Source organism: Haloarcula sebkhae (genome assembly GCF_014647415.1).
In the GTDB taxonomy this organism is placed as follows: domain Archaea; phylum Halobacteriota; class Halobacteria; order Halobacteriales; family Haloarculaceae; genus Haloarcula; species Haloarcula sebkhae.
On record NZ_BMPD01000002.1, the window covers coordinates 629,366 to 645,810 of the forward strand.

Sequence of the window (16,445 nt, forward strand, 5' to 3'; positions counted from 1 at the left end):
TTAGATCGCGTCCTCCCCTTGCCAGACGATGAGTCCCATCACGACGATGCCGATAATCGCCGCCGTCACGAACGCGATGGCCGCGGACGTCCCCTCGCGGGTAGTGAACGTCGCAACGACCATACACGACAGCGACGGGACGACGGTACAGCTCGACACTGTATCGATGATGCCGTACACTCGCATCGCCTGTACCGACCGGAACAGCACGGCAACGCCGATAGTCGGCAGGATGAGCGGGAACGTGATGAGCTTGAACTGCTGCCATTTCGTCGCGCCGGCGACCTTCGCCACGTCGTACAGGCCGCGGTCGATGCTCTGGAGCCCAGCTAGAATGAGCAAGGCCATGAACGCCGATGTTTTCCAGATGTCGGCGACGATGATGATAAACGTCGCACTTGCCGTGTCGTTGAGCGTGTTCGTCGGCGCGAGCAATCCGAGGTCAGCGAGCGGTGGCGTCAGGAACCCGACGTTCGAATTGAACATCAGGAAGAAGATTATTCCCTGGATGACGACGGGGACAGCCCACGGAATGATGATAGCCGCGCGAATCCACCGTCGACCGTAGAAATCTTGATCGAGGATGAGCGCCTGTCCGAGGCCGATGAGCGTCTCGAACAGCACACTTGTGACAGCGAAGATTATCGTGACGACGAGGGCGCTGTTCAGCAATGCACCTAAGCCAAACCCTTCAGGAAGGAACGTCGTTCCACCCGGTAGGTACCGGTTCTTCCCGCCGGTGAACAGTTCGACGTAGTTCCCAGCGCCGACGAAGGTGGTGCTTGAAAAGTCCGCCGAGAGCGCGAACAGCGACAGTTCGAAGGTCCGCAACAGCGGGTACAGCGCGACGACACCCAGAAGCACGAACACGGGAACCAACAGCAGATACGCGTACTGCGTGTCGCTGAGGTTCTCCATCCAACGCATTACGCTGACGAGTGCCCCCGAGCGTCTGGATTCACGGCCGGTTTCTGTGCTCATTCGGTTACCTCCGTCCGTCGTTTGAATGTGTCATGGTAAATAATCACAGGGGTGGTTTTGTAACGCTTGCCTGTGGCTTCAGTTCTGCTCGGTCTCTGCCAGCGCGGACTCCAGCGTCGCCATCGCGTCAGCCGAAGAGGCTTCCTGCCCGACTGCGCGGTTCGCTTGCTGTGCGATCTTGCTGGACTGGTCGCTCCAAACACCCGTCACCGGGCGCGGCATCGTATTGTTACCGGCGACCTGCAGCGTGTCCATGTACCGGCCAACGACGGGCACGTTCTGGGCCTCGCTGGAATTGAACAGTTCAGGCCGCGGCGGCAGCCAACCCTGGACAGACAGCAGCGTGAGCTGGAAGTCCGGCTGCATGGCGGCGCGAATGACCTGCGTCACGGCGTCTAGCTGCTCGCTGTTGGGGTTGACCGTCATGTGCCAGCCACCGAGGGCGGCCGTGGAGCCACCCGTACCGGGCTGTGCGGCCTCGCTCTCGGACACAGCGTACGGAATCGGCATCGCGCCGAGGTTCTCGCCGAGCGCCGGGTCGTCGGTTTCCTCGGGATTGCGGCCGCCGAGTGCCAGCGAGTAGGGCCAGTTCCGGTGGAGGACGGCGTTGCCGTTAACGAACGGCGCGCGAGCGTCTTCCTCCTTCCAGCCGAGAATTTCGGTCGGGGTGAAGCCGCCGCCGTAGCCCTCGAACTGCCCGTCGAACTCCTCGTCGTGGACGAACTTCCGCATCATGTTCAGCGAGTTGATGACCTCTTCGTTGTTGACCGTGATCGGCCGGTCACCGATCGGCCCGAAGAGGTTGTCGCGGCCGCCGAAGTACGCGCCGCCCCACGAGGACATGACCTCGTTGAACGTACAACAGGAGGTTCCCTCGTAGATGTCCCACTGGGTGGTAAAGCCGTAATCGACGTCAGCGTTGTCGTATGTGTCTGCGGCGATGTTCGACCACTCCTCCCATGTCATCGGCTCGGTCGCCCAGTTGTTGCTCTCGGGGCTGTAGCCGGCCTCCTCGACGAGGTCCTTGCGGTACTGCATCGTCGGGAAGTCCGGGAACACCGGCACGCCGAACAGGTTTCCATTGCTTGGGTTCCGTGCCGTATCGGTAAAGGCCGAGAAGTAGTTATCAGACACGTCCGAGAGGAGGTCCTCCGGCAGCGTCTGCGAGAGGTTCTGGAGTTGCCCTCGCTGGATGAAGATGTTCGTCCAGCCGTTGTCCATCAGGAACATATCCGGGTTCGTCTCGCCGGCCGAGAGCAGTCGGTTGTAGTTCGACCGGGCCGCCCCGGTGTCCTGATCACGCGGGACGAATTCGATTTCGATGGAGTCCGGCAGGCCGTTGTCGTGGAGTGCCTGCTTGATCGCGTCGCCATTGTTCTGGACGGCCACCGGGTCGAAGCCCCACTGCACGGTTGTCGTTTCTCCGCCACTTCCGTCGCCGGTCGATCCGCCGTCACCACCGCTACCGCCGTCGCCACCGTCACCACCACCGACGAAGTCAGCACAGCCCGCCAGTCCACCGACGACACCTGCTGTGCCGGCGGCACGGACGAACCGTCGCCGGGAGACGCCTGTCGAGTTCCGCTCGCCGCTTGTGCCATTGTCCGACATATCTATTCTGAGCTATCCCGGACACACCTTAAAGGTTGTCCATAATTAACCACAGGTGTTGTTAATTGTCTCCCTCAGCCCGGCAATCGTGATATGTTATTGACTATTAAGCATCGTATAAATCTTTCAGTATATATACGCACGGATAGGTCAAACAGCTGTTTGCCACACAGAGAGTCTTAAACGCGCAAACTGAGGGGAAGTTTACCCTCCCTGAGAAAGCAGCGGCTCGTTACTCGTACTGAACGTTCGTAATCGTAATCTCGGTAGCTTCGATTTCCTCGATGACAGCCCCCCAGCCACCGACTTCGTACGTCCCGTCGTCGGTAACCAGCGTCGCACTGATTCGACCGGCCAGTTGTGCCAGTGGGACGGGGTCCTTCCGACCGATACTACTCCCGGTGTAGTCGATGTCGGTGACCCGCCCTGTCAGCTCAACCGATTCTTTCGTTTCTGTATCGTACCCCACAATGACAGCCTCGATAATCGCGTCCTCATTCAACAGCGGTTCGATATCCCGGACGGCGTGGCGGAGGTCAACGTACGTCGTCGGGGTTTCCGGCGTCCGCTCAGTGTACAGTGTGTCCCAGATTTCCCAGAGACAGGTCAGGAAGAACCAGTGGAAGACGTAGGTGTGGGTCCGATCCTTGACGAGCACGCCGTACTCGTTGACCGAGTCGTGGTGGGGCGCAAAACACGTCCAGGTCCGGTCGACCAGCACGAAAAACGGGGCCGGAATCTTGCGGTTTCGGGCTTCCGTACAGGTCCCTTCGATGTCGGAAAGCGGTGGGACTTCGTCGTCAGGCCCGGTACAGATGCTGAGTTTGATGTTCACGCCGCGGTCGTGGGCGGCAATGAGTTCCTCTCGAACCGCGTAGAACTGCTCCGGGTCCACACCGACCTGAATCTGGTTTTCGGCTGTTTCGATGAGTTCCCGGGCCCGGCTGACGACCGTTTCGAACCGCTTGACGATACTGACCTCGTGGTCTGATATCTCGGGCTGGTTCCAGCGCTCTTCGATCGTCTCTGCCGCGTCGAGGTACTTGCTCGACCGGGACCGGAGGTCTTCAAGCACCACATCTGGGTTGCGGGCGCGGGCGGTCAGGCTGTCCTGCTGGAACGTCTCGATATATCCCTTCGTTTCCAGGTCCCGGAGCACGTCGTAGATCCGTGGGTCCGGAACGTCACAGGAGTCAGCGATGTCGGTCGCCGATGCGGTCCCCAGCCCGAGTAGCGCCACGTAGGCCTCCGCCTGATACGGGGAGAGACCGGCATCTTCGAGGACATCGGTTAGTTCGCTGTCGTCCATGTGTGTACAGGGAAACTGAGAACGCAGTTAACGTGCATGGTTATCTATCGAAATCCACGGTCAGTCCTTGCCCTCGACCGGCCACTGTGGCTGTTTCGGGGCCTCGATCCGGGCGCATTCCTCGTCGGTCAGGTCGACGTCGAGCGCCCCGACGTTCTCTTCTAGATGGTCCATCGTCCGCGGCCCGATGATCGGCGCGTCGACGACGTCCTGATGGCAGAGCCACGCCAGACTGACCTGTGCCGGTGTCGCACTCTTCGCGTCGGCGATCGCTCGCACCTCGTCGAGAACCGCCCAGTTCTCGTCGCTGAACCGGTTTGCCGTGTACTCGTCTGTACTTGCTCGGCCTTCGGATAGGTCCTCGTCGCGATCGTACTTTCCGGCGAGGAAGCCGCCGGCAAGGGGCGACCACGGGATGACGCCGACCCCTTCCATCTCGCAGACGGGCAGGAGGTTCGCCTCCTCGTGTCGGTCGACGGCGTTGTACTCCGGTTGCATCGAGACGAACCGCTCGTACCCGTCGATATCCGCAGTGTACAGCGCCTTCTGGAACTTCCAGTTTGCCATCGTGCTCGCGCCGATATAGCGGACCAGCCCTTCGTCGACGAGATACGTCAGCGCGTCCAGCGTCTTCTCGATCGGCGTGTCGTCGTCCCATCGGTGGATCTGGTAGAGGTCGAGATAGTCGACGCCGAGGCGGTCCAGCGTGGCGTGACATTGGTCGATGATGTGTTTCTTCGAGAGCCCGCTCCCGTTCGGTCCCTCGTGCATATCGAAGTACACCTTCGAGGCCAAGACCAGTTCGCCACGACGAGCGGAGTCGATAGCATCGCCGAGTATTCGCTCGCTCTCGCCGTTCGAATACGCGTTGGCCGTATCGAAGAAGTTGATACCCAGATCGAGCGCCCGTTCGAGTATTCGACGGCTCTCGGCCTCGTCGTTTAGCATCCAGGGCTCCGCGCTCCCGAAGTTCATCGTTCCGAGACAGAGTTCGGACACGTCGAGGCCTGTCGACCCGAGCGTGGTGTATGTCACCGGCGAATTGCTCATGACACTTTGTACCACAGCTGTTGTTAAAGAATTTTGGGACTGCGTACTGTTGTCCGAACATGAGCCGGGAACCCGCACCGGAAGAATCCGACCCGATGGGAGTACTCGAAACCCTCAGCGACGAATCCTACACCGGAGCGAACAGATGCTGGCCGTGTACAATCCTGAATCTGGGGCTCGTTGGAATCGTTGTCATGTTCTTGCGCGCACGCAACCGTCCGCGGGTGAGCCTGCTGATCGGCGTTGTCGGCGTCGCGGTGGTCTACCTTCGGGGGTATCTGGTTCCGTACACGCCCGAATTTGCCCCACAGTTGGTGGCGGCGTCACCGGTCCCGGACGAGTGGTTTCACGGGGAGTCCGCACATGACGCGGCAACGCAGGAAGCCATGGGCCACGAGAAGCGTGACTCGCTGGCTGAGGATGTGGAACTGGACGGCGAAACCATCCTCCGAGAGCTTTCGGCAGCAGGCGTCATCGAAGTCGAGGGGGAGCAACTGTTTCTCACGACGGCTGTAGACACGGCGTGGCACGAGCAAATGGACGAACTGGCAGCGGAATCACTTGGGGCTCTCTCGACGACACTGCAGGCGTCGCTGGAGCAGGTCGGGCACGCGGAACCGTACGTCGACGACGCGGAGTGGATCGCACTCGGCACCGATCATAAACAACTCCTCCCCCGGCCGGTCGTCGTCGCCGAGCTCGCAGCGTACGAGGTCCTTGGTGAGCGTCTCGACGACGAGCGTCTCAGAGTCGCTGGCGCGGAAGCCTTCCGGATGTTTCTCGATAGGTGCCCGGTCTGTGACTCCGACCTGGTCGAGTCGTCGTCGGTGTCATGCTGTGGCGGTCATCTGGGACCGCGTCAGGACCCCGATGAGACGCTCGTCTGTCCGACCTGCGAGCAGCGACTCTATACCTTTAAAATGGGCGACAACTGAAACGGACACGGAACGGGCGAATCCGAGTCAGAGTTAGTGTTCGAGACGCTATCCGGGTTCTGTTCGGGGGGAGACGACGGACGGGAACGGCGGGAGAGTCCCGCCTGACCGCTGGTGCGTGCGGTCCCGTGGACAACCATGCTGTGTGACAGACGGTTGGCGCCGGCCGGGTTGAGGGATGTGGATGCTGGTGACCTGACGGGATCGCCACCTGGCCCCGGATAGCAGGGAGAGTGTACCCAGCCAATAGGTTAGTACAACGACTGTTGTAAATAGATTTTGGTGGGTGAAGAACACTGCCTATTAAATCCTCGCACACGGAGATGATGGTATGAAGAATATCGACGACCTCGTCGACAGCGCGTCCGACCTGGCACAGCGTGGCCTCTCTAAGGGCGAGATTGCTGATGAACTCAACGTCTCCCGGGAGACGGCGAGTTGGCTTGTCGAACGCAGCGGTACCGGCACGGAACCGGATACGAGCGACGACGGTGGTCCCCACGACATCCACGTCGACTGGTCCGCCGTCGGTCGTGACAGCAACCGGCTGTACCACGCAGGAGCGGCGATGGCTGACCTGCTCTCGAAGAAAGGCGACGACGTGGACCTCACCATCGGCATCGAGAAAGCCGGCGCACCGCTTGCGACGACCGTTGCCCGGGAACTGGAAACGGACCTGGGGACGTACGCCCCGACCAAACACCAGTGGGACGACGACGAGAGCGAAACCAGCGATGGCTCGTTCTCCCGAAACTTCGCGCAAATTCGGGACCGAGACTGCTACGTGGTCGACGACACTATTACGAGCGGCAAGACGATGGGGGAAACCATCGACGCTATCCACGAACAGGGCGGCAATCCCGTGGCCTGCGTCGTGCTGGCTGACAAGCGCGGCATCGGCGACATCCGCGGCGTCCCGGTGTACTCCCTGCTACAGGTCATCCGAGTCGGCAGCGACGGCGACTCGTAACGGCCCTGACGAGTGGCCCGGCCACGCGTTTTGCCGGGCAGTCGCCGGACCTGCGCGGCCGCGCGAGAGACTATCCTTTTATTCGTGCCGTGCGTAATTCGCTGTATGACTGTACTGTCGTTTGACGAACAGGGCGTGGATGTCGTCTACGAAGGGACGGAGTTCCGCCTTGAAAAGGCCCTCATCGAAGACGCCGTCCAGAAGTCGTATCCGAACGTGACCGACCACGAGGTCCTACAGATGGTTGAACCGGAACCCGCGCTGTCGGGAGAACCCCAGCGTATCGCCGAGATTGTGAACTGACACGGGACAAATTCCTTTGAAGGATATAGAACTGTCGTGGGAAATTAATTCTTGCTGAGAACCTATATCCCGTTTGTAGGCGTTTAAGCCGGTGATTATGCGCTAATTAACCATCCGAACAGTAGGCATTTAAGCCGTCAGCGCACACTGGGAGATAATGTCAGACCCACGTATCGCCGGGGCCAGCGTGACACATTTCGGGAAACACCCCGAGCGAACCGGCCGAGACCTGTTCGCCGAGGCCGGACTGGAAGCGCTTTCGCAGGCCGGAATCGACCCGGACGACGCTGAGGCCCTCTATTACGGCAACTTCATGGGAGAGCTCGCGGAACATCAGGGCCATCAGGGCCCGCTGATGGCCGAGGCCATCGGGCTGGACGTTCCAGCGACTCGCGTCGAAGCAGCCTGTGCATCCGCCGGGACAGCCGTTCGTGAAGCCGTCAAGACGATCCGGAACGGCGAGGCGGAGGTCGTCGTCGTCGGCGGCGCGGAGCGGATGACCAACATCGGGACGGCAGCGGCGACGGACGCGCTCGCCATCGCCGCCGACGACCTCTACGAGGTCCGTGCCGGGATGACCTTCCCCGGGGCCTACGCGCTGATGGCCCGGTCGTACTTCGACCAGTACGGCGGCTCCCACGAGGACCTCGCACACATCGCCGTCAAGAACCACGAGCACGCGCTGGTCAACGAACACGCACAGATTCAAAAGGAGATCACGGTCGAGGACGCTACCGAGGCCCCGACGATTGCGTCCCCGCTGGGCCTGTACGATTCCTGTCCCATTACGGATGGCGCTGCAGCCGCCGTCCTGACGACGGAGTCCTACGCCGAGGAACGCGATCTGGACGCCCCGGTCGCCATCACCGGAACCGGCCAGGGCGGCGACAATCTCGCGTTACAGGACCGTCCGCATCTAGCCCAGACGCCCGCCGCAGACAAGGCCGCCGACGAGGCCTACGAAGACGCCGGCGTCGGTCCCGACGACGTCGATTTCGCCGAAGTCCACGACTGTTTCACTATCGCGGAGGTGTTCGCAATCGAATCGCTTGGCTTCTACGAGCGCGGCGAGGGCATCGCCGCGGCACGCAACGGCGAAACGACCCGCGACGGCGACCGCCCGATAAATCTCTCGGGCGGGCTGAAAGCCAAGGGTCACCCGGTCGGCGCGACCGGCGTCGCCCAGCTAGCGACCGTTGCCTGGCTACTCGACGGGTCGCACCCGCGGGCCGACGCCGTCCCGGACAGCACCGTCGGCGTCGCGCACAACGCGGGCGGCACAGTCGCGTCTACGACCGTCCACATCATGGAGGTGCGAGAATGACTGAATCCGCACAAGACGGCGAATACGACGCGTGGCTCGACAGCATCGAATCGGACAACGGCTACTACCTCGAATGTTCGAACGGCCACGGCTGGCTGCCGCCCCGGCGGGTGTGCCCGCGCTGTCACGACCAGGACCTCTCGGAGGTCGACCTACCGGAGTCCGGCGAAATCGCGAGCCACACGACGATCACGGTCCCGACGCCGCAGTTCGAGGACGACGCGCCCTACGTCACCGCTATCGCCGACTTCGGACCGGTTTCGGTCACGGGGCTGGTCCGTGACGTGGACCCCGACGACGTCTCCATCGGCGACGTAGTCGGCCTCGATGTCGGCGAGCGCGTAACGACCGGGGAGAGAGCGGTCGTGTTCCGACCGCGCTGAGGCTCAGTTCTCGACTGTTACCGACGTCACTCTGTCACGGACCACGTCGACGAACTCACCGGGATGTTCGACGTGGGGCAGAAGCAGCGAATCGCCGAACACGACGAGCATCGCGTCCGCCTGCTCGGCCAGGTCACGACCCTTCGAGAGCGGCGTGATGTCGGCGTCCTCACCCCAGACCAGCGTTACGGGCACGTCGAGGCCGGCCAGTGTTTCGCCGAGGTCGTCTTCCGGGTCGAGGAAGCCGGAGACGAACGACGCCGGCGCGAATCGCGCACCGGGCTGGTGGCCGCTCTGCCACTCGTAGTCGACGACTTCCTCGGTGAGGTTGTCCATGTCGTAGTAGCCGTGGTCGGCGTGGAAGTGCCGGATAGAAGGCTTCGAGACGGTGAGGTTGTAGATGGCCTCGCCGATGACGGGGGCGCGCAGGAGCGAGCGGAGCCAGACGGTGCGATTCCCCATCGAACTGTCCGTCGGGCAGACGAGGACGAGTTCCTTCACGTTGACCTCCTGTGCCGCGCTGGCGGCGTAGGCCCCAGTCAGTGACGACGCGACGACAGTCGCGTCGGTGGTGTTGTCCTCGATAAAGTCCCGTACAAAGGCCGTGTACAGCGATGCCGAGTACAGCAGCGGCGGCCGGTCCGTCTGCCCGAAGCCCGGCAGATCCGGCGCGATGACGTGGTAATCCTCCGCCAGCGTGTCGAACACCGTATGGAACTCGTGGCTGCTGGCAGCGGCGTTGATGCCGTGGAACAACACGAGGTCCGGGTCCGACGGGTCGCCGGCCTCGGTGTACGCGATATCGAACCCGCGCCAGCGGTACGTCCCCTGTTCCCCGTCGAGCATCGGTTCGAACGCGCCGGCCCGCGACTGCAGCACGCGGTTGGCAGCGGCTGTCGCACCGACCGCACCGACGACTGCACCGAGCGCCTTGCGGAGTTTCATACTGATGACTTGGGGCCCCGAGTATGTTATACATGCTGGACGAGCGGTAGATGGCTGTCGCTATCGGCCCGGGCAAACGTGGTTCCGTAAACGCGACAGCCCCGGACTTAGCTCCCGTCGCGAGGCTCGTCGAGGCACTCCCGGAGCGGCGCGAGGACCTCGTCGACGACCGTGTATGGGTCAGTGTGGCGCTCGATGACGGCGTCGACGTACTGCTCGATACCGCCGCGGCGGTCGAGTTCGTCGACCAGTAGCTCGTTGGCGTCCTCCCGAAGCAGGGTTCGGATTTCGGCGGCGAATCGCTCCCGTGCCTGTCCCTCACGTCGGCCGGTTCGGTCCAGATACTCGCCGTGGTCGGCCAGCGTGTTCAGGAAGTCCTCGACGCCTTCGCCCCGATTGGCAACCGTCTCTACGATAGGGGGGTCCCACGTCTCCGTCTCGTCGTCCACAGCATCGGCGTCGTCGGTGGCCGCGTCGTCACTGTCACCGGCGAGTTCGGTCGCGCCGTGATGGCCGGAGTTCGGCCGGCCGCTCTGTCCCTGAAGCATCTCTCGGAGCTGCTGGACGGTCCGGTCGGCCCCGTCGAGGTCGGCCTTGTTGACTACGAACACGTCGCCTATTTCGAGGATACCGGCCTTAAGCATCTGTACGTCGTCGCCGCTACCCGGCGGCACGAGTACGGCGACGGTGTCAGCAGTGCGGACGATGTCGACCTCGTTCTGGCCAGCGCCGACCGTCTCGACGATGATCTTGTCCTTGCCGAACGCGTCCAGCGCGGTCACGGCGTCGGTCGTCGCCGTCGACAGCCCGCCGAGGGACCCACGCGCGGACATCGACCGGAAGAACATGTCCATGTCGCCCGCGTTCGAGGCCATTCGTATCCGGTCGCCCAGCACCGCGCCGCCCGAGAACGGTGACGACGGATCAATGGCGATGACACCGACAGTCAGTCCCTGCTCGCGGTAGGTCGCCGCAACCTTGTCGACCAGCGTGGACTTGCCCGCGCCGGGACTGCCAGTGACACCGATAACGTCGGCTGTTCCGGTGTGCTGGTGCAGGTCGGAGATTATCTCCCGATACCCCGGCGAGCGGTTCTCTATCTTCGTGATGACCCTGGCGAGGGCGCTGTGCTTGCCCGCGAGCAGGTCAGCGACGAGATCGCTCATCGCTCGGGCGCGTTCTCGTGGATGTAGTCGATCATCTCCTCCATCGACGCACCCGGACCGAAGATTTCGTCGACGCCCTGCCCGCGAAGTTCCTCCTGATCGTCATCCGGGACAATGCCGCCGACGAGGATGAGCCGGTCGTCGAACGCGTCGTACTCCTTCAGCCCGTCGAGAATCTTCGGGACGAGCGTGTTATGAGCCCCTGAGAGGATGGAGATACCGACGACATCCACGTCCTCCTGCACGGCGGCCTGCACAACCTCGTCGGGCGCTCGATGGAGCCCCGAGTAAATCACTTCGAAGCCGGCGTCACGGAGCGCCCGCGCGATGACATGTGCGCCCCGGTCGTGACCGTCGAGTCCGACTTTCGCCACCAGACACCTGATGGTCCGTTCCGTCTGCTCCTGCTCGACACTCATGGCAGTACGTACCGCGCGGTGTGTTTTCATTCTTGCCCTATTCATCATGACTTATCTCGGGGCAAGTGCTCCTCTGAGCAAGAGGCCTGTAAACAATTACCACTACCTTGGTCGTGGGAAACAGCGGTCTCCCGACTATTCGGTTTCACGTCCGATATAGCCCACAGAGGTCGTATTGCGTGAGCGAAACGGCCAAGTACACACTCACAGACTCCGAGTGAGGTATTCCAGAGAACGACAATTCTAAGTTCGCTGCTAGCGGCGTTTCCACCAGTGCGAACAGTCGCCGTCATCCCCGCGTACAACGAGTCGAGCACCATCGGGTCGGTGATCGACGGAACGAGCCGCTACGTTGACGAGGTCGTCGTCGTCGACGACGGGTCGTCGGACGATACCGCGGCAATCGCCCGGGAGCACGGCGCACACGTCGTCACACACGTCTTTAACACCGGTGTCGGTGGGGCCGTCAGGACGGGGTACCAGTACGCGATCCGCCACGGCTACGACTTCGTCGTGCAGGTCGACGCCGATGGCCAGCACGACCCGGAGAAGATTCCAACCCTGCTGGACCACGCCGAGGACGCGGACATGGTCATCGGCAGCCGCTACCTGAACGAGAGCATCGACGACTACCCGCTCATCAGGCGGCTGGGAATCACGTTCTTCACGACCGTCGTACGGAGGCTCGGCGGCATCGATATCACCGACGTGACGAGCGGCTTCCGCGTCTACCGCGTGTCGGCACTACAAGATATCCTCCACCGCTCGGACAACCACTGGGCGGTCGAACAGACGCTCGATGCGGCCCAGCGCGGCCAGCGAATCGAAGAGGTATCGATAGAGATGCCGATCCGGGACGAGGGCGAGTCGCAGTTCAGCCTCGACACGCTCGTGCTCTACCCGCTCCGGATGACTGACACGGTGTTTCGCGTCCTCCTCTTTCGCTAACTATGGTCTTTGGATTCGACTACTCACTGGTCAATCTCCTGTCGCTGGTCGTCGGCCTGGCCTTCCTCGCGAACGGCTACATCATCGTCCGAAGCGAACGCGAATCACTAGAACTGTTCGTGATGTCGCTGCTGCTCGGCACGGGACTCATCGTCGTCGCCATCGTCCCCAACGTGTTCGAGATCGTGGCGCGGCTGCTCGGTCTGGAGTGGAAAGCCCGGGCCATCCTCGTCATCTCGAACCTGACGCTGTTCGTCGCGGTGACGTACCTGCTCAACCGTATCGGGCACATGTACGACCGGCTGTCGCGGCTGAACGAGGAGCTGAGCCTTCTTCGGAGCGAACTGGAGGAACACCAGCTACGGACCGAGGACGAGCAGGATGACTGACCGTGCGGTACTGTCGATAGATTTCGAGCTGTTCACGCAGACGCCGGCGTACCGGAGCGCGTCGGGGACGACCGACCGCGACGGTGTCGGCCTCGATGGTGGCCGGTTTTTCAGGGAGACACTCGCAAAACACGACGCGGATTCGACCGCGTTCGTAGTGTCGTCAGTCGCCCAATCTCATCCCGACGCTGTGCGAGCGCTCGCTGACGCGGGTATAGAGATCGCCTCGCACACGCACACACACCAGTTGCTCTCTGATATCGACAGTGAGGAGCGACGGGTGGAGTTATCCCAGTCGAAGGACGTGCTGGAGCGAGTCACAGACGAGCGGGTCTCCGGGTTCCGCGCGCCTGCCTTTGACATCACCGACGACCACTTCGACCTGCTTGCCGATATCGGGTACACGTACGACTCTAGCGTCGTCTCAAGCCGGTCGATTCCGGGGTGGTACGGCGGCGAGTACGACCTCCACGAACCTGTCCCGGCGACGGCAGTCCACCTGGACGCACCGGACAGCATTACTGAGTTCCCGGCGAGCGTCATGCCGGGCCTGCAGCTGCCCCTCACCGGGACCTGGATCCGGTTTTTCGGCCCGCGATACACGATTCTGGGCATGAAGCTACTGGCCCGTCAGGGCATCACGCCGATGCTGTACGTCCATCCGTGGGAACTGGTGGACCTACCGGCCGTCGAGGGGGTGCCGACGCGGGTGTACGTCAGGACCGGCGACTGGATGCGACGGGCCGTCGAACGGATTCTACAGCAGGACTTCGAGTTCACGACCGCACGGGCCGTTCTGGAGGACGGTGAAACAGCCGCGACACGGCTCCACAGGGGCGAGACGCCGTGACGAACCGGGCTCGTGATCTGGGGATCACGGTCGCCCAGTACGGACTCGCCGTCGTTGCGCTAGCGTGGCTGCTCACGCAGTTCGACATCGCCAGCGCGATCGACCTACTCGCCGGCGTCGAGACCGAAGCGGTGCTCGCGATCGTTGTCGTCAGCGTTCTTGGCATCTGTGGCCGAGCCTACACATGGCACGCGGTGATGACCCCACTCGCGCCCGCTCGGTTCCGGACCGCCGCCGGGACGACGCTCATCGTGAACTTCGTCAACCAGTTGCTCCCGTCGCGGCTCTCCGGGCGGCTGGCCGCGCCGTTCGTCCTCCGGAGCCAGACCGGAATGGCCTACAGCGACGCCGCAGCCGCCTCAGCGCTTCACACCGCCATCTTCGCGCTATACTATGGCGTGGCGGCGACCGCAGGGCTCGTGCTGGCGATTCCACTGCTCCGGCTCGAACTCCTCATGCTGCTGGCGCTCGCGACGAGCCTGTACTTCGTGGCCGGTCTGACGGTACTGTTTGGCGGCCTCAACCTCGCCTATCTGGACCGGCTTATCGGCTGGCTGTCCGGGGTGGCGGTCCGGGTTCCGCGCGTCGGTGAGGCACTCGCGTCGCAGCTCGACGGCCTGCTCGAATTCACCGACAGCTCAACCACGACATTTCGGTCACTGGTGAGCGAGCCAGCAGTGTGGCTACGCTACGCAGTCGGCTGGGCCGTCGACCTCGTCCTCGCGCCCGGCGTCCGCGTGGGCTTGCTGCTGGGGAGTTTCGGCGCCGGGTTCGAACCGCTGGTCGCGTTGCCGCTGTATCTTCTGGTCGCGTACACCGTGACGCTCCTGCCGTTGACGCCCGGCGGGATCGGTGTTGCCGAAGCGACGGCGACGGCGGTGTTCGTCGCGCTGGGCATCCCAGCGGAAGTCATCATCCCCATCATCTTCGTCGACCGGTTCCTGAGTATCTACCTGCCGTCGCTCGCGGGCTGGTATCCCTCTGTTCGACTCGACGTCACGTCACTGACGACAGAATAGCGGCCCGAGAGAGTCACGTCAAGACGGACTCAGAACGGCGGATGGCGGCTCGTGTCGCACTCGCCGTCACGTTCCAGAATAAGGGTGTACTGGTTCGCTGCGAGTTCCTGCTCGTCGGCGAACTGGTCCGTATGTGGGACGACGCCGAGCCGGAGCAGGTCGGTGAACGAGCCGGGCGTCGGTCGCTGGGGCACGAAGTTCGGCGGCCGCTCCCCGAACTCGGCGACGATTCGGTAGTTGTACTCCTCGTTCAGGAGGCTCCGGAGATAGGTGGCCTGTGCGTCGCCGTTCCGGTAGTAGGTGTCCTCCTTGAGATACAGCAGATCCCGGTACCCGATCTGGATGTATCGGGGGCACGCCATCGCTTCCTCCGCCTCCGAGTCCTGGCCGGCGACGTGTCGAGCGGTCAGCGAGTGCGGGACGGCGGTGTCCTGAACGTGGACGCGGTACGTCTCCACCACGTCTCCGTCGTCGCTGTTGTCTTCGAGCCACGCTGTCGCTTCGTCCCGGGGCATCGACGCAAACTGTGCTGTCCCAACGCTGGCGTAAACGGCCGTCGTCACCAGCAAGATAGCCATCACCGGCCGCGCCAGAGACGACGAGCGTTCACGGAGGGTCACCAGTCGTCCGCCGACGAGCAAGGCAATGAGCGGGAACGTCGGAAGGAGGTGGTGCACCCGGAAGTCGTGCCACTGGGAGAACATCGCGATATAGGCCACCAGTCCCGTCAGGACGAGGACAGTGCCGTGGACGCCGGAACTGCGGTCACGCAACGTAGCGACAGTTGCCACGACGCTGGCGGCGGCCGCGGTAACCAGCGGCAGTCCCAGCGCGCTGAAATAGCCCCGCAGGAACCACCACCACATCGGGGCGTCGGGACCCGTTGGGTGGCTCATCCGCGAGGTCGAGCCGCCGAACACCCGCTCGATGAACGGTTCGGCCCCTGCCACGAGCGCGGTCGGGAACCCGAGCACGATCATGGCGAAGCCGAGCAGTGCGCCACTCAGCAGGAGCTTCGGCCGGTACAGCGTCTCCGTCAGCGGCGCGTCAGTAGCATGGGCACGCAGCAGGAAGGCGACGCCGATAAGCAGGATGACCGGCGCAGCCGTCAGTTTGAACGCAATAGCCACGCCGCCGGCAGCGCTCGCTGCCAGAAACAGCGTTCCGTCGTCGGTCTGGACGTACCTGACCAGCAGATACAGCGCAAGGAGGACGAACACCAGCGCCGGCATGTCCTCGCCGGCCTCCTTCGAGATGGTGAGGAAGCCGAAAGTCAGCGAGAGTACGACGGCCGAGAGCCGGCCGGCGTTGCGCCCCTCGATTGCGACGCCGAGGCGGTACGTGAGGTAGACGACACAGAGCGCGGCAACGACGTTAGTTAGCCGGATAGAGACAAGGCTCCAGGTCCAGATCCACTCGGGGGTCCCGGCCCAGACCTCGTAGTGGCCGAACTCCCAGCCGGGGAAGGCAATCGTAGTGAACGCGCCGAGGTCCCCAATGAAAGCCGCAACGAGTACGACAGGGAGGATAGCCAGCGCATAGAGATATAGCGTCGCGCCGAACGGCGCTCGGCCCCACTCGATACCGGCCTTGAGTCCCTCGAAAGTCGGTTCTTCGAGGACCGACCCGTAGACGACCATCGCGTCGAGCAAGCGGCTGTACTCGTCCCGGGTCGCGAAGTTCGGGATGCGGTGCCAGAACCAGAACCCGACCATAACAGCCGACAGCAGGAGTACGTAGCGGAGGTACGGGTTGTCCCGGAGGTCCGCCCGTACCTGTTCGACAGCACGTCGGGGCAGTGACCGCCAGCCACTCATCGTGTCAGTGCTCCGGTGTGTGTGTT

Annotated in this window: 17 protein-coding genes; 9 read left to right on the forward strand and 8 right to left on the reverse strand. The window is 62.9% G+C overall.

The genetic code is table 11. The features are described from left to right. From IEY38_RS09270 to IEY38_RS09285, 4 genes are all read right to left on the reverse strand, one after another. Positions 1–981, reverse strand: a complete 981-nt coding sequence (locus IEY38_RS09270) for a carbohydrate ABC transporter permease (protein WP_188977187.1) — start codon at positions 979–981, stop codon at positions 1–3. Between the two features lie 78 nt (positions 982–1,059). Then, positions 1,060–2,592, reverse strand: a complete 1,533-nt coding sequence (locus IEY38_RS09275; RefSeq protein WP_188977189.1) for an extracellular solute-binding protein — start codon at positions 2,590–2,592, stop codon at positions 1,060–1,062. Between the two features lie 232 nt (positions 2,593–2,824). After that, entirely contained in the window at positions 2,825–3,901 is a 1,077-nt protein-coding gene (locus tag IEY38_RS09280; RefSeq protein WP_188977191.1) for a TrmB family transcriptional regulator, read from the reverse strand. Positions 3,902–3,961: 60 nt separating this feature from the next. Continuing rightward, positions 3,962–4,951: an aldo/keto reductase gene (locus IEY38_RS09285; RefSeq protein WP_188977193.1), complete on the reverse strand. Its 990-nt coding sequence runs from the start codon at positions 4,949–4,951 to the stop codon at positions 3,962–3,964. Positions 4,952–5,010: 59 nt separating this feature from the next. Here IEY38_RS09285 and IEY38_RS09290 point away from each other — a divergent pair, with 59 nt between their 5' ends. From IEY38_RS09290 to IEY38_RS09310, 5 genes are all read left to right on the forward strand, one after another. Beyond that, positions 5,011–5,886: a hypothetical protein gene (locus IEY38_RS09290; RefSeq protein WP_188977195.1), complete on the forward strand. Its 876-nt coding sequence runs from the start codon at positions 5,011–5,013 to the stop codon at positions 5,884–5,886. A 331-nt stretch (positions 5,887–6,217) separates the two neighbouring features. Further along, complete coding sequence (gene gfcR / locus IEY38_RS09295; RefSeq protein WP_005534332.1) at positions 6,218–6,856, forward strand: transcriptional regulator GfcR; 639 nt, start codon at positions 6,218–6,220, stop codon at positions 6,854–6,856. Between the two features lie 105 nt (positions 6,857–6,961). Continuing rightward, entirely contained in the window at positions 6,962–7,159 is a 198-nt protein-coding gene (locus IEY38_RS09300; protein WP_004592677.1) for a DUF5800 family protein, read from the forward strand. A 157-nt stretch (positions 7,160–7,316) separates the two neighbouring features. Continuing rightward, positions 7,317–8,483, forward strand: a complete 1,167-nt coding sequence (locus IEY38_RS09305; protein ID WP_188977197.1) for a thiolase domain-containing protein — start codon at positions 7,317–7,319, stop codon at positions 8,481–8,483. Next, complete coding sequence (locus IEY38_RS09310) at positions 8,480–8,866, forward strand: Zn-ribbon domain-containing OB-fold protein (protein ID WP_005534330.1); 387 nt, start codon at positions 8,480–8,482, stop codon at positions 8,864–8,866. The genes IEY38_RS09305 and IEY38_RS09310 overlap by 4 nt, the downstream gene beginning before the upstream one ends. A 3-nt stretch (positions 8,867–8,869) precedes the next feature. Here IEY38_RS09310 and IEY38_RS09315 read toward each other — a convergent pair whose 3' ends face one another. The 3 genes from IEY38_RS09315 to IEY38_RS09325 all read right to left on the reverse strand — a co-directional run bounded on the left by IEY38_RS09315 (position 8,870) and on the right by IEY38_RS09325 (position 11,396). After that, the gene (locus IEY38_RS09315; protein ID WP_188977199.1) at positions 8,870–9,811 is read right to left on the reverse strand and encodes an alpha/beta fold hydrolase; all 942 of its coding nucleotides are present in this window, start codon (positions 9,809–9,811) and stop codon (positions 8,870–8,872) included. 107 nt (positions 9,812–9,918) lie between these two features. Then, positions 9,919–10,977, reverse strand: coding sequence for a methylmalonyl Co-A mutase-associated GTPase MeaB (gene meaB, locus IEY38_RS09320; protein WP_188977201.1), 1,059 nt, complete (start codon positions 10,975–10,977; stop codon positions 9,919–9,921). Then, positions 10,974–11,396, reverse strand: a complete 423-nt coding sequence (locus IEY38_RS09325; RefSeq protein ID WP_004592670.1) for a cobalamin B12-binding domain-containing protein — start codon at positions 11,394–11,396, stop codon at positions 10,974–10,976. The genes meaB and IEY38_RS09325 overlap by 4 nt, the downstream gene beginning before the upstream one ends. A gap of 273 nt (positions 11,397–11,669) precedes the next feature. On the opposite strand from IEY38_RS09325, the gene IEY38_RS09330 reads away from it, so the two are divergent. The 4 genes from IEY38_RS09330 to IEY38_RS09345 are packed head-to-tail and all read left to right on the forward strand — an operon-like array spanning position 11,670 to position 14,602. After that, positions 11,670–12,344, forward strand: a complete 675-nt coding sequence (locus tag IEY38_RS09330) for a glycosyltransferase family 2 protein (protein WP_188977203.1) — start codon at positions 11,670–11,672, stop codon at positions 12,342–12,344. A gap of 2 nt (positions 12,345–12,346) precedes the next feature. Next, positions 12,347–12,733 carry a DUF2304 domain-containing protein gene (locus tag IEY38_RS09335; RefSeq protein WP_170096154.1) on the forward strand — a complete coding sequence of 129 codons (387 nt, stop codon included), beginning with the start codon at positions 12,347–12,349 and terminating at the stop codon, positions 12,731–12,733. After that, positions 12,726–13,583: a polysaccharide deacetylase family protein gene (locus tag IEY38_RS09340; protein ID WP_188977205.1), complete on the forward strand. Its 858-nt coding sequence runs from the start codon at positions 12,726–12,728 to the stop codon at positions 13,581–13,583. Before IEY38_RS09335 ends, IEY38_RS09340 begins: the two co-directional genes overlap by 8 nt. After that, a complete protein-coding gene (locus tag IEY38_RS09345; RefSeq protein ID WP_188977207.1) occupies positions 13,580–14,602 on the forward strand; it encodes a lysylphosphatidylglycerol synthase transmembrane domain-containing protein in 1,023 nt (340 codons plus the stop codon). The genes IEY38_RS09340 and IEY38_RS09345 overlap by 4 nt, the downstream gene beginning before the upstream one ends. A 29-nt stretch (positions 14,603–14,631) precedes the next feature. Here IEY38_RS09345 and IEY38_RS09350 read toward each other — a convergent pair whose 3' ends face one another. Beyond that, entirely contained in the window at positions 14,632–16,419 is a 1,788-nt protein-coding gene (locus IEY38_RS09350) for an ArnT family glycosyltransferase (RefSeq protein WP_188977209.1), read from the reverse strand. Positions 16,420–16,445 lie beyond the last annotated feature (26 nt).